The sequence below is a fragment of the Streptomyces sp. AcH 505 genome, from assembly GCF_000818175.1.
GTDB lineage: Bacteria > Actinomycetota > Actinomycetes > Streptomycetales > Streptomycetaceae > Streptomyces.
This window is the reverse complement of sequence record NZ_JTIY01000001.1, coordinates 1783314-1803321: the sequence shown is the minus strand read 5'-3', so window position 1 is coordinate 1803321 and position 20008 is coordinate 1783314. Positions and strand designations below refer to the sequence as shown.

The window sequence follows — 20008 nt, the reverse complement described above, 5'->3', positions numbered from 1 at the left end:
GCGGGCCGTGACGGCGCGCCGGGCCCCGAGGCGCCGGGCACCGGTGGCCGCAGGCGCCACGCCAAGAACTGACGCGGGCACCCGCACAGCGGGCGGGGTCAGAACCCGCGCGTCCGTTTGGCCGCGCGGCGCCCCGAGGTGCGGCCCCCGCCCGGCACCCGCAGGAACAGCCGGGAGATCTCCCCACCGAGGTTCACCCCGATCGCGATGGCCAGGGCCAGCGCCACCGCCTTCGACAGCGAGGCGAGCCCCTTGTCCAGGTCGTTCTGGGCGATGCCGAGGAGCCCGAAGTACGTCGCGGAACCGGGCAGCAGCGGACCGATCGCCGCGGTCACGTACGGCAGCGCCGAAGCGAACTGGTAGCGGGACAGCAGCTGCCCGAACAGGCCGACCAGCCCGGCGGCCACCGCCGTCGCCGCGACCGGCGAGATGTGGCCCACGTCGTGCATCGCCGCGTACACCACCCACGCCACCCCGCCGTTGAGCGAGACCAGCAGCACGGTCGACCGCTCCTGCTGGAGCAGGATCGCGAAGGCGAAGCTCAGCGCCACCGACACCAGGATCTGCAGCAGCGGGCGGGGATGGGTGTGGATCGACGAGTCCGGGTTCAGCTCGGCGCCCAGCTGCACGCCGAGATAGAGCACGAGCAGCACCCCGATGACGATCGCGATGAAGAAGTACATGACTTCCAGCAGTCGCGCCGCCGCGGTGATGTAGTAGCCCGTCAGGCCGTCCTGCACGCCAGCGACCAGGGCCCGTCCCGGCAGCAGGGCGAACAGCCCACCGGTGACGACGGCCGACGGCCGGATGTCCCAGTGCTCGGCCGAACTGAGCAGGGTCAGCGCCACCCCCATCGCCGCCGGCGGCATCGCCGCGATCACGAACTGGTAGAACTCCGGCAGCCCGCGCCCCGCGCACAGCCAGGCCAGCCGGTCGCCGAGCATCGCGCAGAGCGCAGCCGCGACGAAGACCACCAGGTCACCGCCGACCAGCACGGAGGCGGAGCCCGCCAGCACCCCGCTCGCCACCGTCAGCGCCCAGCCGGGGTACGGGTGCCGGTTACGCCGGATCTCGGCGAGCCGCCGGTACGCCTCCTCCAGCGTGACGTCCGTCGACTCGGTGGTGATGTCGTCGATGAGCGTGTAGACGGCCGCGAGCCGCGTGTAGTCGGTGCCCCTGCGCCGTACGGTCCGACTGGCCGTCACCGGGTCCTCGACCAGGGACGGCTGATGGGAGATCGAGAGCAGCGTGAACGTGACGGTCGGCTCGCAGCGGTCGAGTCCGTACGCCCGGCTGACGCCGAACATCGCCGTCTCGACGTCCTCCGCGCCCTCACCGCCCGCCAGCAGCAGCTCCCCGATACGCAGCGTCAGGTCCAGCACGCGCGGTACGGCGGGCCCCGCGTCGTCGTGCCGCTGCACCGGCTCCGGTACGGGCCGCTCGCCGACCGGCATCCGCAGCAGGGTGCGCATCTGGTCCTGCCAGGGCGCCTCCTTGACTATGCGGACCATCGGGATGCCCTCGGCCGGGGTGAAGGAGGGCGGCGACTGCCGGACCCCGTACGAGGCGGGCAGCCCCGGGGGAGTGTCGAAGGCGGAGCCCTCGCTGCCGGCCGGCTGCTCGGTGTTCAGCCCTTCGGGCAGCGCGAATTCGGAGGTGGGGCGGTCGTCGTCGGGGACCGGCGGCTGTTCCACCCCGAAGGGTGGGGTGAAGGCGCTGTGTGCCTCGTCCGACTGAGGTTTCCGGTCCTCAGGACCGTCCGGCTCGGCCACCACTGAGCTTCCACACGTCCTCTCGTCGCCCGTCCTGTCACACCTGTCCCCGCCCGCGTCTGCCCAGTATGGGCACGGTCATGGGCCGCCACACGCCGACGGGCGGCACCCCCCGGAGGGTGTGCCGCCCGTCGTGGCGCTCAACTCGCGCGTACGTCAGTGCTGGTGCGTGCCGCCCTGCGCCTGGAGGCGCTTGTACGAGTTCTCGATCTCGGCCTCGGCCTCGGCGCGGCCGACCCAGTCGGCGCCCTCGACGGACTTGCCGGGCTCCAGGTCCTTGTAGACCTCGAAGAAGTGCTGGATCTCCAGCCGGTCGAACTCCGACACGTGGTGGATGTCCCGCAGGTGCTCGACGCGGGGGTCGGAGGCCGGGACGCACAGCAGCTTGTCGTCGCCGCCCGCCTCGTCCGTCATCCGGAACATGCCCACGGCGCGGCACTTGATGAGGCAGCCGGGGAACGTCGGCTCGTCCAGGATGACCAGCGCGTCCAGCGGGTCGCCGTCCTCGCCGAGGGTGTTCTCGACGAAGCCGTAGTCGGCCGGGTAGCTCGTCGAGGTGAAGAGACGACGGTCAAGGCGGATGCGACCGGTCTCGTGGTCCACCTCGTACTTGTTCCGTGATCCCTTGGGGATCTCGATGGTGACGTCGAACTCCACGGGTGGCTCCTCCATGATCAACACATCTGTCCGGTGATGGTGTGCCCGCACGCGGAGGAGGCCCCCCGGATCGCCGCCTGACAGGCCGCATGGGCAGGGGTGCCATGCTCGCGGCAAGGCGCAGTGGTTAAGTGTCCCCCACGCAGCAGTGTGATCGCGAAAGGGGCTGGTCAGCCGTGCTTGAGCCGAAAGTGTGGCAGATCACGGCAGGTTCCGTGGTCGTCGGGCTGCTGGTTGCGGCCGGTGCGGTGGCGGCGGCCGGCCCCTGGGACAACGGTCAGCGTAAGGCCGAGCGGCAGTGGGCGGTCGCCCAGGGCCGTACGGGTGGCGCACATCACGAGGTGCGCCCGGCGCCGGGAGCCGCTCGGGAACCCGCGCCGGCGCCCAGCGCGGGCGCCGTCCTGGCCGCGCTGGGCGGGTCGGGGCAGGGGTCCGGCCTGGCGGCCGAGAAGACGCCGGCGAGCGTGCCGAGGACCATCGCCCGCAAGCTCGACCCGCTCTTCGCCGACCCGGCGCTCGGCTCCCGGCACACCGGGGTCGTGGTCGACGTGGCGACCGGCAAGCAGCTCTACGCGAAGGGCGCCGCGGTCCCGATGACGCCCGCGTCGACCGTGAAGCTCGCGACGATGACCGCCGCCCTGTCCGCGCTCGGTCCCGACCACCGTATCGCGACCACCGTCGTCGCGGGCTCCGACGGGCGGAAGGTGACCCTGGTCGGCGGCGGCGACGCCACCCTCGACACCAAGGGGCTCGCGGCGCTCGCCGACCAGACGGCGAAGGCCCTGCGGACCCGCGGCGTCAAGAAGGTCCACCTGGGCTTCGACACGTCCCTCTACTCGGGGCCGCGCCAGCACCCCATCGGCCCCAACGACAACATCGCCCCCGTCGTCGCGCTGATGAGCAACGAAGGCCGCCTCGACAGGTCCACCACCGGGCCCGCGCCGCGCAGCGGCGACCCCGCGGGCGCCGCCGCCCGGGAATTCGCCGCGCTGCTGCGCGACCGGGGCATCGGTACGACGGCGCCGCCGCGCCCCGAGCGGGCGGCCAGGGACGCCGAGCGCGTCGCCAGGATCTGGTCGGCGCCGCTCTCGGCCCTCGTCGAGCGGGCACTGACCCAGAGCGACAACGACATCGCGGAGTCCCTGGCCCGGCAGACCGCCGTCGCCGCCGACGAGCCCGCCAGCTTCGCGGGTGCCGGGCGGGCCGTGCTGGCCCGGCTGAAGAAGCTGAAGCTGCCGCTCACCGGCGCGCGGCTCTCCGACGGCAGCGGGCTAAGCCGCCAGGACAAGGTCAGCGCGTCCCTGCTCACCGCACTGCTCGTGCGGGACGGCGACCAGCAGTCCCCTGAGCTGCGCCCCGTCCTCACCGGGCTGCCCATCGCCGGGTTCAGCGGCACCCTGCGGGCCCGGTTCGCGGACGCGGCGCCGGCCGCCGGGCTGATCCGCGCCAAGACCGGCACCCTCACCGGCGTGAACACGCTCGCGGGCACGGTCGTCGACGCGGACGGCCGACTGCTGGCCTTCGCCTTCATGGCGGGCTCGACCCCGGGCCCCGACGCGGCGCAGAAGGCCCTCGACCGGCTCGCCGCCACCCTCGTACCGACCGCCTGACCGCCCGCGCGCCGTCCCCCACGTCTCCCCTAGGGGGACACGTAGGGGAAGAACCGGGCCACCGACACCTCACCGCATTCCGCGCGGACAACGTACGGTTGACGCATGACGAGCATCGGTGGTGCCGAGATGGTCGACTGGAATCTCGCGGTGGCGACCGCGACCCGCCTCGTGCGGCCGGGTCCCGAGGTGAGCCGCGAGGAAGCGCGCGAGATCGTCGCGGAACTGCGGCGGCACGCGAAGTCCGCGGAGGAGCACGTCCGCGCGTACACGCGGATGATCCCCGAAGGAACGGAACCGGTGGACACCCCGGTCCTGGTCGTCGACAGGGCCGGCTGGGTGAAGGCCAACGTCGCCGGGTTCCGCGAGCTGCTGAAGCCCCTGCTGGAGAAGATGCAGGAGCGCAGGCAGAGCAGCAGCGGTCCGGGGGCCGCCGTCTTCGGCGCGGTCGGCGGCAAGGTCACCGGCGTCGAGCTGGGCATGCTGCTGTCGTTCATGGCGTCCCGGGTGCTCGGCCAGTACGAGACCTTCGCCCCCGACACCCGCGACCTGCCCTCGGCGGGCGGCGGCGGCCGGCTGCTGCTCGTCGCCCCCAACATCGTCCATGTCGAGCGTGAACTGGACGTCGACCCGCACGACTTCAGGCTCTGGGTCACCCTTCACGAGGAGACCCACCGCACCCAGTTCACCGGTGTGCCGTGGCTGCGGGACCACCTGGAGGGCGAGATCCAGTCGTTCCTCCGCGAGACCGACGTCGATCCCATGACGATTCTGGAGCGGCTGAGGGAAGCCGCCCAGTCGCTCGGCGGCAACCGCTCGGAGAGCGCGGCCGAAGGTGCGGCCGAGGACGACGACGAGGGCCGTTCCATCGTCGAACTGGTGCAGACCCCGGGCCAGCGCGAGGTGCTCGGCAGGATCACCGCCGTCATGTCCCTGCTCGAAGGCCACGCCGACTACGTGATGGACGGCGTGGGCCCGCAGGTCGTGCCGTCCGTCGCCGAGATCCGCGAGAAGTTCCAGCAGCGCAGGGCCAGCGGCGCGAGCCGGCTCGACCAGGCGCTGCGCAAGCTGCTCGGCCTCGACGCCAAGCTGCGCCAGTACCGCGACGGCGAGCGTTTCGTCCGGGCCGTGGTGGAAGAGGTCGGGATGGACGGCTTCAACCGGGTATGGACCTCGCCGAACACGCTCCCCACCAAGGCGGAGATCGCCAAACCGGCGGACTGGATCGCGCGCGTGCACCGCAAGGCCGATTCCTGAGCGGGATTCCGGACCGCCGGAAACTGTCCGTAGCGTAAGAACGCCCCAGGTATCACCCATCCGAGGGACCGTAGGTGATGGGTAGGCGTGCGATGCTCGGGTATCGGCTCGGTTCTGTCACCATCGACGCACTCTGAGTGACGGACATCGTCCCGAATCCGAGCGAGGCACCTCCCGAAAAACATCACGAAGGGCACCGGACATGGGTCCCCATCCTGCGGTCGCGGCGATACGCCTGGCGGTTCGCCGCGTACTTCACGACATCCTCACCGACAGCACCCCGGCTTCCCGCGCCCCCGAGGCGGGACCGCCGCTGGTGCTCGTCGCCTGCTCCGGCGGCGCCGATTCCATGGCGCTCGCCTCCGCCCTCGCCTTCGAGGCCCCCAAGCTCTCCGTACGCGCCGGCGGTGTCACCGTCGACCACGGCCTGCAGAGCGGCTCCGACCGCCGCGCCGCCGAGGTCGTCGCCCGGCTGGGCGCCATGCGGCTCGACCCCGTCGAAGCCGTCGCCGTGACCGTCGGCCAGGCCGGCGGCCCCGAGGCAGCGGCGCGGGACGCCCGCTACGCCGCACTCGACCAGGTCGCCGAGGAACACGGTGCGGCGGCCGTCCTGCTCGGCCACACCCGCGACGACCAGGCGGAAACCGTTCTGCTCGGGCTCGCGCGGGGCTCCGGCACCCGGTCCCTGTCCGGTATGGCGGCCGTCTCGGGGGCGGCCGGCAGATACCGCCGGCCGTTCCTCACGATCGACCGTCAGACGGCCCGCAAGGCCTGCCTCGTGCAGTCGATCCCCGTCTGGGACGACCCGCACAACACCGATCCCGCCTACACCCGCTCCCGGCTGCGCCACGAAGGGCTGCCGGCCCTGGAGAAGGCGCTCGGCAAAGGCGTCGTCGAGGCCCTGGCCCGTACCGCCCAGCTCTCCCGTGACGACGCCGACGCACTCGACGCCTGGGCCGCCGACGCCGAGGGGACCGTACGGGACGCGGCGGGGCAGCTGGAGTGCGCCAAGCTGTACGCGCTGCCGCCCGCCGTCCGCCGCCGGGTGCTGCGCAGGGCCGCCATCACCGCGGGCGCCCCCGCGGGTTCGCTGTTCGCCCGGCACATCGAAGAGGTGGACCGGCTGATCACCGGCTGGCGGGGTCAGGCGGCCATCAACCTGCCCGGCCGCGTCGAGGCCAGACGGCAGGGTGGCAGACTGGTCATCCGGCAGGGCTGAAGTGCTGGGACCTGACGGTCTGAAGTTCTCCGGCTGTGTCCACCGGGGCCGCGATCCCGGACCCCGGCCGACAACGAAAGTGAAGCGGTGGACGACAAGGACCTCGGCAGCGACCTCCAGTCGGTGCTCATCACCAAAGAAGAGATCGACGCGAAGCTGGCCGAGCTGGCGGCGAAGATCGACGCGGAGTACGCGGGCAAGGACCTGCTCCTCGTCGGGGTGCTCAAGGGCGCCGTGATGGTGATGGCGGACCTGGCACGCGCGCTGTCCTCCCCCCTGACCATGGACTGGATGGCCGTCTCCTCGTACGGGGCGGGCACCCAGTCCTCCGGTGTCGTCCGGATCCTCAAGGACCTGGACACCGACATCAAGGGCAGGCATGTCCTGATCGTCGAGGACATCATCGACTCCGGACTGACCCTGTCCTGGCTGCTGTCCAACCTGGGCTCACGGGAGCCGGCCTCGCTGGAGGTCTGCACCCTGCTGCGTAAGCCGGATGCCGCAAAGGTCGCGATCGATGTGAAATGGATCGGTTTCGACATTCCCAGCGAGTTCGTCGTGGGTTATGGCCTTGATTACAACGAGAAGTACCGCAACATGCCTTTCGTCGGCACGCTGGCACCCCACGTCTACGGCGGCTGACCGGGGCGGGAACCCCTGCCACCCGCCCGGCGTTGGAGCAGGGGAAGGCGGGTTTGTCGCCGGTCCCGTGCGGTCGCGGGTGACAATGCTGGGGTACCGTCCGAAGAACAGTCTTTTTCTCACAGCAGCATTTACCTACGGGCAGGAGGGACGGAGCGTCATCGCTCCGTATGGATGGACGTGAAGCGATACTTCCGTGGGCCGGTCATGTGGATCGTGCTGGCCGTCCTCGCCGTGGTCGTGTTGATGCAGGTCGTCGGCTCGTCGGGCGGCTACAAGACAGTGGACACCGGCGAGGTCGTCCAGGCGATCTCCAAGAACCAGGCCGAACAGGTCAAGCTGACCACTGGTGACGAACAGGTCATCAAGGTCGAACTCAAGTCCGGCCAGAAGATCAAGGGCAGCGACAAGATCCAGGCCAGCTACATCGGCACCCAGGGTGCCGACCTGGCCAAGACGCTGCAGTCCAAGTTCAACAACGGCGACATCAGCAAGGGCTACACGGTCTCACCGTCGAAGCAGAGCCCGTTCCTTTCGGTACTGATCTCGCTCGTTCCGTTCGTCCTCCTTGTCGTGGTGTTCCTGTTCCTGATGAATTCGATGCAGGGCGGCGGCTCCCGGGTCATGCAGTTCGGGAAGTCGAAGGCCAAACTGCTCACGAAGGACACGCCGAAGACGACCTTCGCCGATGTGGCCGGGTCCGACGAGGCGGTCGAGGAGCTCCACGAGATCAAGGAATTCCTCCAGGAACCGGCGAAGTTCCAGGCGGTCGGCGCCAAGATCCCGAAGGGTGTGCTGCTCTACGGCCCCCCCGGTACGGGTAAGACGCTGCTCGCCCGTGCCGTCGCCGGTGAGGCGGGCGTCCCGTTCTACTCGATCTCGGGTTCCGACTTCGTCGAGATGTTCGTCGGTGTCGGTGCGTCCCGTGTGCGTGACCTCTTCGAGCAGGCCAAGGCGAACGCCCCGGCGATCGTCTTCGTCGACGAGATCGACGCCGTCGGCCGGCACCGTGGTGCGGGTCTCGGCGGTGGCCACGACGAGCGCGAGCAGACGCTGAACCAGCTGCTCGTGGAGATGGACGGGTTCGACGTGAAGGGCGGCGTCATCCTGATCGCCGCCACGAACCGGCCCGACATCCTCGACCCCGCGCTGCTGCGTCCGGGCCGCTTCGACCGGCAGATCGCGGTCGACCGGCCCGACATGCAGGGCCGGCTGGAGATCCTGAAGGTCCACCAGAAGGGCAAGCCGGTCGCCCCGGACGTCGACCTGGGCGCTGTCGCCCGTCGTACGCCCGGCTTCACCGGCGCCGACCTGGCGAACGTGCTGAACGAAGCCGCGCTCCTCACGGCGCGCGGTGACCGCAAGCTCGTCGACAACAACGCGCTGGACGAGGCCATCGACCGCGTCGTGGCGGGCCCGCAGAAGCGGACCCGGATCATGTCCGAGAAGGAAAAGAAGATCACCGCGTACCACGAGGGCGGCCACGCCCTGGTCGCGGCGGCGTCTCCGAACTCCGACCCGGTGCACAAGATCACGATTCTGTCCCGAGGCCGGGCCCTGGGTTACACCATGGTCCTGCCCGACGAGGACAAGTACTCGACCACGCGCAACGAGATGCTCGACCAGCTCGCCTACATGATGGGCGGACGCGCGGCGGAGGAACTGGTCTTCCACGACCCGACCACCGGCGCCGCCAACGACATCGAGAAGGCGTCGGCGACGGCACGTGCCATGGTCACGCAGTACGGCATGACCGAGCGCCTGGGCGCGATCAAGTTCGGTGGCGACAACACCGAGCCCTTCGTCGGCCGTGAGATGGGCCATCAGCGCGACTACTCGGAAGAGGTCGCCGCGCTGGTCGACGAAGAGGTCAAGAAGCTGATCGAGACCGCGCACAACGAGGCCTGGGAGATCCTGGTCGAGAACCGCGACGTTCTCGACAACCTGGTCCTCCAGCTGCTGGAGAAGGAAACGCTCAACAAGGAGCAGATCGCCGAGGTCTTTTCGACGATCGTGAAGCGCCCGGCCCGTCCGGCGTGGACCGGCTCCTCGCGGCGTACGCCTTCGACACGGCCGCCGGTGCTCTCCCCGAAGGAGCTCGCTCTGACCAACGGGGCCAACGGTACGAACGGCGGCCTGCCCGCCGTGACGACCGGTGAGACACCGACCGAGGCGGTCCCCGAGGACCGTCCGGAGAGCTGATCCCGGGCGCCACAACAGGCCCGGAATGGATACCGCGCCCCCCAGGTTTTAGCCTGTGGGGGCGCGGTATTTGTCTGCCCGCTCGCGGGGACGGAACAGGAACGAGGCACCACATGACGGACCCGATGACGCTGGACGGCGAAGGAACCATCGGCGAGTTCGACGAGAAACGCGCCGAGAACGCCATTCGCGAACTGCTCATAGCCGTCGGGGAGGACCCGGACCGGGAGGGCCTGCGGGCGACGCCGGGCCGGGTGGCCCGGGCGTACCGGGAGATATTCGCCGGACTGTGGCAGAGCCCCGAGGACGTCCTGACGACGACGTTCGACCTCGGGCACGACGAGATGGTGCTGGTGAAGGACATCGAGGTGATGTCCTCCTGCGAGCACCACCTGGTGCCGTTCGTCGGTGTCGCGCACGTCGGCTACATCCCGTCGGCTGACGGGAAGATCACCGGTCTGTCGAAGCTGGCCCGGCTGGTGGACGTCTACGCCCGCCGCCCCCAGGTGCAGGAGCGGCTGACGACCCAGATCGCCGAGTCGCTGATGAAGATCCTCCAGCCGCGCGGCGTGATCGTGGTCATCGAGTGCGAGCACATGTGCATGACGATGCGGGGCGTCCGCAAGGCGGGGGCCAAGACCATCACGTCGGCGGTCCGCGGCCAGCTGCGCGACCCCGCGACCCGCTCGGAGGCGATGAGCCTGATCATCGGCCGCTGATACCGGGCCGAAGGGGCCTAGATCGTGTCAGCGAAGTCTCGTCTGGCTCGCGGGGGCTGGCACGCACGCTCGCGGCGTTGCCGACCTGCCCGAGTAGCTCCGCTACAAGGGCACATCGGCGCCTTGCGATCGCACGCACCAGCCCCCGCGAGCCCCGCCCAAAGGGCGGACGACGATACTTCGCGGACACTCCCTAGCGTATGGGGCTCGCCCCGTGGTGGTCGTTGTCGTCGTCCGGGCCGTCCGGGAGCTTGCAGACCCGCTCAAGGAAGAAGGCAGCCGCGATGACGGCGAAGCCGGCCAGTACCGAGAAGCCCGCGTAGATGGCCTGGTCACGGCGGGGCGGGATGTCGAGCGAGCCCAGCAGGAAGACACCGGCGCCGCCGTAGATACCGGCGACGAGCGCCGCCACCAGCGCGCTGGCCTGGCCGAAGACCACGGCGCGCGCCGCCATCAGCGGGTCGACGCCCTTCGCCCCCGGGCGCCGCTCGCGCTGGGCCTTCAGCTGGCCGCGGAGCGAGATCGCCGTCGCGAAGAGGATGACGGCGATCAGGGCGAGGACGATGGGTGCGGCGAGCGGGACGCTCGGCAGCGTACCCACCGAGTCCCAGAGACGGGCGCCGCTCCAGGAGAGCACGCCGGCCACCACAAAAAGGCCGGCCAGGACGCCGATCCTCAACTGCTTCACCGAGAAAGCCGCCCTTCGCCTCGCCTACCCGTACCTGATCGACCCGCTGAGCCTAACGACTACTCGGGCAGCCGGAGTTCCAGGTCGACGCGATGCTGTACGCCGTCCTCGCCGACGCCGGCCAGCAGCTCCAGCACGGCGCCGTGTCCGGGGAGCTGGGCCTCCGGGTCCACGTCGCGCCAGGGGGCGAGGACGAACGCGCGCTGATGGGCGCGCGGGTGGGGCAGCGTCAGCAGCGGGTCGTCCGACACGACGTCCGCGTACGCCAGGATGTCCACGTCGATGGTGCGCGGGCCCCAGCGCTCGTCCCGTACCCGGTCGAACGCCTCCTCGATGGCCTGGCCGCGCTCCAGCAGCGAGGACGGCGGGAGCGTCGTCTTCACCAGCACGACCGCGTTGAAGTACGAGGGCTGGGAGCCGGGCTCGACGCCCCAGGGCTCCGTCTCGTACACCGGGGAGACCGCCTTCACCCGCAGCCCCGGGGTGTCCTCCAGCGCGTCGACCGCGCCCTGCAGGGTCTCCAGCCGGTTGCCGAGGTTGGAGCCGAGGGCGATGACGGCACGCCGGGGGTTGGACAGGGTGACATCGGCGGCGTCCACCTGGGCGACCACGGAGGCGGGGACCGGCTGGACGGTCGGATCGCTCTGTGCGTTCATACTCGGCTCCGGGTGATGGTGATGGTCACATCGTCGAAGGGCACCGTGATCGGGGCGTCGGGCTTGTGGACGACCACCTCGACCTCCTCGACGCCGTCGTGCTTCAGGCACTGCTGGGCGATGCGCTCCGCCAGCGTCTCGATCAGGTCGACCGGCTCGCCCTGGACGACAGCCACGACCTCCTCGGCCACGATGCCGTAGTGGACGGTCTTCGCCAGGTCGTCGCCGGCTGCGGCGGGCCGTGTGTCCAGGCTCAGCACGACGTCCACGACGAAGGTCTGGCCCTCCTCGCGCTCCCGTGGGAAGACGCCATGGTGCCCGCGGGCCTTGAGGCCGCGCAGCGCGACACGATCCACGCGAATCACTCCTGCTGTCGTTGGTCGGCGGACGCCCCGGCCGCGTGCGGGCTGCCGGGTCATCTCGGTCGAATCTACCTGCGAGCACCGACAGCACTCGCCCGTGGGGTCAGGACGGGGAGCGGCGGTGCCGGTCGCCCCGCCCATACCCGTGGGGCCCTGAACCAATCCACCCGAGGCCCTTACCCACTCAAGCGGGTGGCTCGTCGTCCTGTTCCTCGTCGGTTTCGGCCAGCACGGGTGAGCCGTGGTGCGACCAGATCTTCCAGCCGTCGGCCGTGCGCCGGAACACGTTCGTGGCGACGACGAGCTGGCCGACGAGGGGGCCCAGCTCGCCCGCCTCCTCGGCGGGGCCGCCGCTGAGGATGTTCTCCGTGCAGGTCACCAGCGCGGTGTCGGCGGCGAGCGAGACCGCGACATCGGTGAGGAAGAACTGGATGTACTCCGTGTTCGCCATGATCAGCGCGTACGACCGCAGCACCTCGCCGCGGCCGGTGAGCACCGGCCAGCCCGGGTGGACGCAGGAGACGCCGTCGTCCAGCCAGAGCCCGGACAGCGTCTCCATGTCGCCGCGCTCCATCGCCTCGTAGAACGTGGTGTTGGCCAGCTCGACCTGCTCGCTGTCCGTGTGCGCCGTGCCGCGTCCTTCGGCCATCAGGCGGCGCCTTCCACGGCGCGTGCCACGCGTACGGCGTCGGCCGTGGCCCGTACCTCGTGGACGCGGACGGCCCAGGCGCCCTGGAGCGCGGCGATGGCCGAGATCGCCGCCGTCGCCGCGTCGCGTTCCCTGGCGGGCGGCGGTGCGCCCTCGCCGCCGGAGAGTACGTGCCCGAGGAACCGCTTGCGGGAGGCGGCAACCAGCAGTGGCCTGCCGAGGGCGCGCAGCTCGGCCTGGTGGGCGATGAGGGTCAGGTCGTGCGGTGCCTGCTTGGCGAAGCCGAGGCCCGGGTCGACGACGATACGGGCGGGGTCGACACCGCCGGCGATCACGGCGTCCATCCGCTCCCGCAGCTCGGCGACGACCTCGGCGACCACGTCGGTGTAGGCGGCGCGGCTGTTCATGTCCTGGCTGAAGCCGCGCCAGTGCATGACCACGAAGGGCACGCCCGCGGCGGCGACGGCGGGCACCATGTGGGGGTCGGCGAGACCGCCGCTCACGTCGTTGACGAGGACGGCGCCCGCGGCGACCGCCTGCTCGGCGACGGAGGCGCGCATCGTGTCGACGGAGACGAGGACGCCTTCGGAGGCCAGCCCCCGTACGACGGGCACGACCCGGCGCAGCTCCTCGTCCTCGTCCACGCGCGAGGCGCCGGGCCGGGTGGACTCACCGCCGACGTCGACGAGGTCGGCGCCCTCGGTGACGAGGTGGAGGCCGTGTTTGACGGCGGCGGTGGTGTCGAACCAGCGGCCGCCGTCGGAGAAGGAGTCGGGCGTGACATTGACGACACCCATCACCGCGCACCTGCCCCAGTCCGGCAGCCCCTCGACGGTGCCTCCCTCGCGTCCTCCGCGCAACGTACTCATGACCCCAACCCTATGGCCGGGCCCGGCTCAGTGCGGGGCGACCGTGCTGACCGTCTCCAGCTCCACCGCCGTGCGCGGGATGGCCTGCGCGTCCGCGTCGATCGACCTGCGCAGTGCCTCGTGCAGCCGGGCCGGGGTCAGGACGCCGAGGAACCGGCCGGTCTCCTCCTTGTCGATGACCGCGATCCAGCCCGCGTCGTGCTGGAGCATCGTGGCGAAGGCCTGCTTGAGCGAGGCGCCGACGGGCAGCCACGCCTCCATCCGGCGGGCGCGCTCCCGTACGGTCCCGGACGCGCCGGTCTGCTCGGTGGAGATCCAGCCGTGCAGCTTGTCGTCGGGGCCCAGGACGACGGCCCAGCGCGCGCCGTCCTTCGCGAGCCGCGCCGCCGCCTTGTCCAGCGGGTCGTCGAGGTGCAGCACCGGCGGCTGGTCCAGGTCGCCCTCCTCGATGGGCGTCACGGAGAGCCGCTTGAGGCCGCGGTCGGCGCCGACGAAGTCGGCGACGTACGGGGTGGCGGGAGCGCCGAGCACGGCGGCCGGCGGATCGAACTGCTCGATCCTGCCCTGGCCGTAGACGGCGATGCGGTCGCCGAGGCGGACGGCTTCCTCGATGTCGTGTGTGACGAACAGCACGGTCTTGTGGACGGCGGCCTGCAGCCGCAGGAACTCGCTCTGCAGGTGGTCGCGTACGACGGGGTCGACGGCGCCGAACGGCTCGTCCATCAGCAGGACGGGCGGATCGGCGGCGAGCGCCCTGGCCACGCCCACGCGCTGCTGCTGGCCGCCGGAGAGCTGGGCGGGGTAGCGGTCGCCGTAGACGGACGGGTCGAGCCCCACCAGGTCGAGGAGTTCGGCGGCGCGCTTCTTGGCCTTGGCGCGCTGCCAGCCGAGGAGATGGGGAACGGTCGAGGTGTTCTCCAGGACCGTTTTGTGCGGGAAGAGACCGACCTGCTGAATGACGTAGCCGATACGGCGCCGCAACTCGACCGGGTCGATCTTGGCTATGTCGTCCCCGTCGAGGAATATCCGGCCCTCGGTGGGCTCGATGAGCCGGTTGACCATTTTCATGGTCGTGGTCTTCCCGCAGCCGGACGGTCCGACGAGCGTGACCAGTTCGCCCGCTGACACCTCGAAGGAGAGGTCGTCGACGGCGGTGGTGCCGTCCGCGTACCGCTTGGTGACGTGCTCGAATCGGATCATGGTTCCCCATTGTGAGCCGTGTTGTGTGAAGGCCATGTTGCTGGAATGTGGCGGACTTCCGCGAATGTCAGTGGTCGGGGATAGGGTCCCCAGACGTAGGTGAGAGACATACGTTCGGGGATTGGGCCTGTCCGACCCTGATCCGCCGGACAGGCCCGAGGGGAGGTGGGGACGGATGAGCGCGCAAGGATGCATGGCGGCCAACGACTGGATCTGTGGTGAGTATCTTCACTCCCGCAGTCACGAGCTGATCGATGCCACGGTCCAGCATGTGTGGATCACGGCGGTCTCGGTCGCCATCGGGCTGGTGGTGGCTTTCCCGCTGGCACTGCTGGCCCGGAGCAAACCGGCTTTCGCCGCTCCCGTGCTCGGACTGACGACTCTTCTCTACACGATTCCCTCGCTGGCGATGTTCTCGCTGCTGCTGCCCCTCTTCGGGCTCTCCGCCGGTCTGGTGATCACCGGACTCGTGCTCTATTCGCTGACCATTCTCGTGCGGAACATCATCGCGGGTCTCGAATCGGTACCGGAAGAGGCACGGGACGCCGCACGCGGAATGGGATATGGACCCGCCAGGTTGCTCTGGGAGGTCGAGCTGCCGCTCGCGCTGCCCGCGCTGATGGCCGGGCTGCGCATCGTGACGGTCTCGACCATCGCCCTGACGACGATCGGTTCGATCGTCGGCCGGGGCGGACTCGGCAATCTGATCAGTGACGCCCTGCAGACGTTCTTCAAAGCACAGGTGCTGACCGCATCCGTGCTCTGTGTCCTGCTCGCCGTCGTCGCCGATCTGCTGCTGCTGGGCGTGCAGCGACTGCTCACGCCCTGGACCCGGATACGCACGCTGAAGGCGGTGAGCTGACGATGGGGGAGCTGGGCGGAGCCTGGACATGGCTCACCACGGGCGCCAACTGGTCGGGGCAGAACGGCGTGTGGCACCGCCTCGGCGAGCATGCCTACGTCAGCGGCGTCTCGATGCTGCTCGCGTGCCTGATAGCCCTGCCGCTCGCGCTGTGGCTCGGCCACATCGGCAAGGGCGGCGCGCTCGCGATCAACATCTCCAACGTGGGCCGCGCGATCCCGGTCTTCGCGGTCCTCGCGCTCTTCATGATCTCGCCCCTGCGCAACTCGGGCTTCCTGCCGACGATCATCGCGCTCGTCCTCTTCACCGTGCCGCCGCTGCTGACCAACGCGTACGTGGGCATGCGCGAGGTCGACCGCGCGGTGGTGGAGTCGGCCAAGGGCATGGGCATGTCCGGCACCCAGGTCTTCACCCGGGTCGAGCTGCCCCTCGCCTACCCGCTGGTCATGACCGGGCTCCGGTCCGCCGCCGTGCAGGTGGTGGCCACCGCCACCATCGCCGCGATGGTCGGCCAGGGCGGGCTCGGCCGGATCATCACCGCCGGCTTCAACACGTACAACACAGCCCAGGTCGTCGCCGGCGCGATCCTCGTCGCGCTGCTCGCGCTGCTCGTCGAGGGCACGCTGCTGCTGCTCGACCGGCTGATCGCGCCCGCCAGGCCCGCCGCTTCCGAGGCCGCCCGCCCCACCGCCGCGTCCCCCGCACCTCCCACCGCGACGACCCCCACGACAAAGACCCGCACAACCGTGTGACGACCGAACTTCGGCCTTTTTGGATGGTGAACCTGATGAGCAAGACCTCGCAGATCGCGGGTGCGGTACTCGGAGTGGCGGCCCTGACCGTTTCGCTCGCCGCATGCGGCGGCGACAGCCTGGAGAAGGACAAGGGGGGCTCCGCGAGCAGCGACACGAGCGCGGGCTCCGGCTCCGGCAGCAAGGGCTCGCTGGTCGTCGGCGCCGCCGCCTTCACCGAGTCCAAGGTGCTGGCGGAGCTGTACGCGCAGACCCTGGGCGCCGCCGGATACAAGACGTCCGTCACCACGGTGAGCAACCGTGAGCTGTACGAACCCTCGCTGGAGAAGGGCGACATCGACGTCGTACCGGAATACGCGGCGACGGTCACCGAATTCCTCAACGCGAAGGTGAACGGCGCCAAGACGGCGCTGGCCAAGCCGCTCGCCTCCAGCGACCCGGCGGCCACCGTCGCCGAGTTGAAGAAGCTGGCGGAGCCGCGCGGGCTGAAGGTGCTCCAGGTCGGCGAGGCCGTCGACCAGAATGCCTTCGCCGTGACGAAGGAATTCGCCGCGAAGAACAAGCTCACGACCCTTTCGGACCTCGGTAAGTCGAAGCTCAAGGTGAAGGTCGCCGCCGGTGACGAGTGCGCCGTACGGCCGTTCTGCATCCCCGGTCTGAAGAAGACCTACGGCATCGACGTGACCGGCCTCGACCCGAAGGGCGTCGGCACCCCGCAGTCCAAGCAGGCCGTCAAGGACGGGGTGGACCAGCTGGTTCTCTCCACCACCACCGACGGCACGCTCGACAGCTTCGGCCTGGTCGTCCTGGAGGACGACAAGAAGCTGCAGAACGCCGACAACCTGCTGCCGGTGGTCAATGCCAAGGACGCAGGTTCGCCGGAGATAGCCGCGGCGCTCGACAAGCTCACGGCGACGCTCACGACCGACGATCTCGCGCAGTTGAACCTCAAGGTCGACGCCGAGCGCGCCAAGCCGGCGGATGTCGCGAAGGATTACCTGGACTCCAAGGGCCTGCTCAAGAAGTAGTTCCGCGGGGGAACAGGAGGGGAACGGGAGGGGAGTCGGCAACGGGCGGGGAAAGATTGTCCGACCGGCCCCCCATTCCGTCCCCACGCACGGTAAATTTCCGCCATGCCACGTGGACGCCACCGCCATTCGCCACCCCTTCACAAGCTCCTGCCGCCGATCTCGGTCGCCGGAGCCGCGGTCGTCTGCGCCGCAGGCGCCTGGTTGTTCGCGGATCCGGTGGTCCTGCGGACCTGCGCGGCGCTGGCCGCGGCAGCCGCGGCCACCGGTGCCGTCTTCATGCGCCGCTGGGACGAGGACGCCGGCCACCGCGTCGCCGATCTGACCCGCGCCCGTGAGAGCGACCAGTGGCAGACGGAAGAGCGGATAGCCGAACTTGAGGCGGACATAGACGAGTCGAGGGAGATCCGCGTCAAGCTCGACGGCCGGCTGCGCGCCAAACGCGTCGAACTGGCCCGGCTGCGCGGCGAACACGCCGCCCTGCTGCGGCGGTACGCCACGGCGGAGACCGAGCGCGCCACGGCACTCGAAGGGCGCCGCCAGCTCGCCATCGAAGCCGCGGCCGAGCCCAAGGCCCTGCTGCCGGCGGGCGACGCGGCCACGCCGTCCGCCTACCTCATGGCCAGGCGCGCCATGGAGAGCCTGCCGCGCAAGCACGCGGAGCAGCAGGTGCGGCGCACCGTCGAGGCCGCCCTCAACCGGGAGAAGCGGGAAACGACCGAGCAGCGCGCCGAGACCGCCGAGCAGCGCGCCGAGGCCAAGGAGCCGCAGGGGAAGCACGCGGCTGCCGCCGGAGGAGAGCAGCACAGCCGCACGTCGTCCGCTCTCCCCGCCACCCGCGTCCCCACCGCTTCGGCGATCGTCCCGTACTCCCCGCAGCGCGGCCCGGTGCGGCTGCCCGGCGGCGGCTTCGACTTCTTCGGCACCCAGATCGCCGGGACCACGCACAACACGGCGGCGGCCCCCGCCGAGCAGCACGGCGAGGACGACAAGGGCGCCGAGGCCGAGGCGGACAGCGGCGACAAGGACACCGAGAGCGGCCAGGACGGACCGGCGTCGGCCGCCGAACTGGCCGACGTCGAGGGCGAGGACCTCGCCGACGTGGTCGGGGAGGAAGCGGTCGCCGAGCAGCGCACGACCGACGAACGGACCGTCGGCCAGGTCATCGACCTGACCGAGCACGACGAGACCGAACAGCTCGAACTGGGCCGACTGCGCAGCAAGACCGGCTGAGTCCCGGCTGAACACGAGCCGGGGACGGGCTACTTGTCGCTACTTGTCGATGTCTCCGACGACGAAGAAGAGCGAGCCCAGGATCGCCACCATGTCGGCGACCTGGGTCCCCGGCAGCAACTCGGTCAGCGCCTGGATGTTGTTGAACGAGGCGGAGCGCAGCTTCAGCCGGTACGGCGTCTTCTCGCCCTTCGACACCAGGTAGTAGCCGTTGATGCCGAGCGGGTTCTCGGTCCAGGCGTACGTGTGCCCCTCCGGCGCCTTCAGCACCTTCGGCAGCCGCTGGTTGATCGGTCCGGGCGGCAGCTCCGCGAGCCGGTCGAGACACGCGTCGGCCAGCGCCAGCGCGTTGTGGGTCTGCTCCAGCAGACACTCGAAGCGCGCCAGGCAGTCGCCGTCCTCGCGGGTGACGACCGTGAGCGTGTCGCCCAGCTCGCCGTACGCGAGATACGGCTCGTCGCGCCGCAGGTCGAAGTCGACGCCGGAGGCGCGGGCGATCGGCCCCGAAACGCCGTACGCGTGGACCGCGTCCCGCGACAGCACACCGACCCCGCGGGTACGGCCGCGGAAGATCTCGTTGCCGAGGACGAGTCCGTCGTAGACGTCCATCCGCGACCTGACCTCGGCGACCGCGTGCCGCGCCCGGCCGGTCCAGCCGGCGGGCAGGTCCTCCTTGAGGCCGCCGACCCGGTTGAACATGTAGTGCATCCGCCCGCCGGAGATCTCCTCCATCACGCTCTGCACCTCCTCGCGCTCCCGGAACGCGTGGAACACCGGCGTGATACCGCCCAGTTCGAGCGGATAGGAGCCGAGGAACATCAGATGGTTGAGCACCCTGTTCAGCTCGGCGAGCAGGGTCCTGGTCCACACGGCGCGCTCGGGCACCTCCATGCCGAGCATCCGCTCGACGGCCAGCACCACCCCCAGCTCGTTGGCGAACGCCGACAGCCAGTCGTGGCGGTTGGCGAGCATCACGATCTGCCGGTAGTCGCGCGCCTCGAACAGCTTCTCCGCGCCCCGGTGCATATAGCCGATGACGGGCTCGGCGCTGCGGATGACCTCGCCGTCGAGCACCAGCCGCAGCCGCAGCACGCCGTGCGTGGAGGGGTGCTGGGGGCCGATGTTGAGCACCATGTCGGTGCTCTCGGCGGCGCCGCCGACACCGACCGTCGTCCGGGTGGTCTCCGTCATGGGCGACAGTCTCTCAGAGCCAGCATTCCGCCGGGTCGGTGCCGACGGGCTGGAGCAGCCAGCCGAAGTCGCCGAGCCCGCCGCGCGCCGTCAGCTCCGCCGCTTCTCCGGCCGCCGACAGGGCCCGCAGATAGCCCGCGGGGTCCGTCGTGGCCAGCTCACGGGGCGGCCGTTGCCCCGACACCCCCAGCCGGTGCAGGGCGTCGCGCTGGCTGATCAGTTCGGCGCCCGGCAACGCGCAGGCGTCCAGGGCCACATGGGCGGTCAGGTCACAGCTCCCGTCGGGGACGGGCGGCACCTCGCGGCCGTCCCTGAAGCCGGTCAGCGTCCCGAACGGCGGGCGCGCGGACCGGACATGGGCGTAGTCGACGGCGACCGCGAGACCGCAGTCCAGCGAGGCCACGGCGGCGGCCCACGCCTCGTCACGCGGCCGGCCGATC

The 20008-nt window shown here is 70.5% G+C and carries 19 protein-coding genes and 1 pseudogene; 10 read left to right on the top strand and 10 right to left on the bottom strand.

Annotation, left to right across the window (positions count from 1 at the left end; genetic code table 11):
• Positions 1–98: 98 nt before the first annotated feature.
• Together HY68_RS08390 and HY68_RS08385 are read right to left on the bottom strand one after the other, a co-directional pair.
• Positions 99–1775, bottom strand: coding sequence for a threonine/serine exporter family protein (locus HY68_RS08390; RefSeq protein WP_041986388.1), 1677 nt, complete (start codon positions 1773–1775; stop codon positions 99–101).
• Between the two features lie 153 nt (positions 1776–1928).
• On the bottom strand, positions 1929–2429 hold the full coding sequence (locus tag HY68_RS08385; RefSeq protein ID WP_041986385.1) for an inorganic diphosphatase: 501 nt from the start codon (positions 2427–2429) through the stop codon (positions 1929–1931).
• A 176-nt stretch (positions 2430–2605) separates the two neighbouring features.
• On the opposite strand from HY68_RS08385, the gene dacB reads away from it, so the two are divergent.
• The 6 genes from dacB to folE all read left to right on the top strand — a co-directional run bounded on the left by dacB (position 2606) and on the right by folE (position 10078).
• Positions 2606–4039 carry a D-alanyl-D-alanine carboxypeptidase/D-alanyl-D-alanine-endopeptidase gene (dacB, locus tag HY68_RS08380; RefSeq protein ID WP_041986381.1) on the top strand — a complete coding sequence of 478 codons (1434 nt, stop codon included), beginning with the start codon at positions 2606–2608 and terminating at the stop codon, positions 4037–4039.
• 105 nt (positions 4040–4144) lie between these two features.
• The gene (locus HY68_RS08375) at positions 4145–5296 is read left to right on the top strand and encodes a zinc-dependent metalloprotease (protein ID WP_041986378.1); all 1152 of its coding nucleotides are present in this window, start codon (positions 4145–4147) and stop codon (positions 5294–5296) included.
• Between the two features lie 202 nt (positions 5297–5498).
• Positions 5499–6515, top strand: coding sequence for a tRNA lysidine(34) synthetase TilS (gene tilS, locus HY68_RS08370; protein ID WP_041986374.1), 1017 nt, complete (start codon positions 5499–5501; stop codon positions 6513–6515).
• An 87-nt stretch (positions 6516–6602) separates the two neighbouring features.
• Positions 6603–7157 (top strand): hypoxanthine phosphoribosyltransferase, encoded by a 555-nt coding sequence (gene hpt / locus HY68_RS08365; protein WP_041986371.1) that lies wholly within the window; start codon positions 6603–6605, stop codon positions 7155–7157.
• Positions 7158–7331: 174 nt separating this feature from the next.
• On the top strand, positions 7332–9359 hold the full coding sequence (ftsH, locus tag HY68_RS08360) for an ATP-dependent zinc metalloprotease FtsH (protein ID WP_041986369.1): 2028 nt from the start codon (positions 7332–7334) through the stop codon (positions 9357–9359).
• A 113-nt stretch (positions 9360–9472) separates the two neighbouring features.
• Complete coding sequence (folE, locus tag HY68_RS08355; RefSeq protein WP_041986366.1) at positions 9473–10078, top strand: GTP cyclohydrolase I FolE; 606 nt, start codon at positions 9473–9475, stop codon at positions 10076–10078.
• A 193-nt stretch (positions 10079–10271) separates the two neighbouring features.
• Here the strand turns inward: folE and HY68_RS08350 are convergent, their stop codons facing one another.
• From HY68_RS08350 to HY68_RS08325, 6 genes are all read right to left on the bottom strand, one after another.
• Positions 10272–10766: a DUF3180 domain-containing protein gene (locus HY68_RS08350; RefSeq protein ID WP_041986362.1), complete on the bottom strand. Its 495-nt coding sequence runs from the start codon at positions 10764–10766 to the stop codon at positions 10272–10274.
• A gap of 59 nt (positions 10767–10825) precedes the next feature.
• Entirely contained in the window at positions 10826–11422 is a 597-nt protein-coding gene (gene folK, locus HY68_RS08345; protein WP_041986358.1) for a 2-amino-4-hydroxy-6-hydroxymethyldihydropteridine diphosphokinase, read from the bottom strand.
• The gene (folB, locus tag HY68_RS08340; protein WP_041986354.1) at positions 11419–11778 is read right to left on the bottom strand and encodes a dihydroneopterin aldolase; all 360 of its coding nucleotides are present in this window, start codon (positions 11776–11778) and stop codon (positions 11419–11421) included. The genes folK and folB overlap by 4 nt, the downstream gene beginning before the upstream one ends.
• A gap of 190 nt (positions 11779–11968) precedes the next feature.
• Positions 11969–12433, bottom strand: coding sequence for a nuclear transport factor 2 family protein (locus HY68_RS08335; protein WP_041986351.1), 465 nt, complete (start codon positions 12431–12433; stop codon positions 11969–11971).
• Entirely contained in the window at positions 12433–13230 is a 798-nt protein-coding gene (gene folP, locus HY68_RS08330; protein WP_041986346.1) for a dihydropteroate synthase, read from the bottom strand. Before folP ends, HY68_RS08335 begins: the two co-directional genes overlap by 1 nt.
• Before the next feature lie 99 nt (positions 13231–13329).
• Complete coding sequence (locus tag HY68_RS08325) at positions 13330–14502, bottom strand: betaine/proline/choline family ABC transporter ATP-binding protein (protein WP_041986342.1); 1173 nt, start codon at positions 14500–14502, stop codon at positions 13330–13332.
• 175 nt (positions 14503–14677) lie between these two features.
• On the opposite strand from HY68_RS08325, the gene HY68_RS08320 reads away from it, so the two are divergent.
• From HY68_RS08320 to HY68_RS08305, 4 genes are all read left to right on the top strand, one after another.
• On the top strand, positions 14678–15364 hold the full coding sequence (locus HY68_RS08320; RefSeq protein WP_041986339.1) for an ABC transporter permease: 687 nt from the start codon (positions 14678–14680) through the stop codon (positions 15362–15364).
• A gap of 2 nt (positions 15365–15366) precedes the next feature.
• Positions 15367–16116 (top strand): ABC transporter permease, encoded by a 750-nt coding sequence (locus HY68_RS08315; protein WP_041986336.1) that lies wholly within the window; start codon positions 15367–15369, stop codon positions 16114–16116.
• A gap of 35 nt (positions 16117–16151) precedes the next feature.
• The gene (locus HY68_RS08310; RefSeq protein WP_041995429.1) at positions 16152–17144 is read left to right on the top strand and encodes an ABC transporter substrate-binding protein; all 993 of its coding nucleotides are present in this window, start codon (positions 16152–16154) and stop codon (positions 17142–17144) included.
• 105 nt (positions 17145–17249) lie between these two features.
• Positions 17250–18377 carry a hypothetical protein gene (locus HY68_RS08305; protein WP_198533232.1) on the top strand — a complete coding sequence of 376 codons (1128 nt, stop codon included), beginning with the start codon at positions 17250–17252 and terminating at the stop codon, positions 18375–18377.
• 39 nt (positions 18378–18416) lie between these two features.
• On the opposite strand, the gene HY68_RS08300 is transcribed toward HY68_RS08305, so the two are convergent.
• Entirely contained in the window at positions 18417–19568 is a 1152-nt protein-coding gene (locus HY68_RS08300; RefSeq protein ID WP_041986332.1) for an NADH-quinone oxidoreductase subunit D, read from the bottom strand.
• Between the two features lie 13 nt (positions 19569–19581).
• Positions 19582–20008: pseudogene (locus tag HY68_RS08295) on the bottom strand (hypothetical protein); the annotation flags it as partial.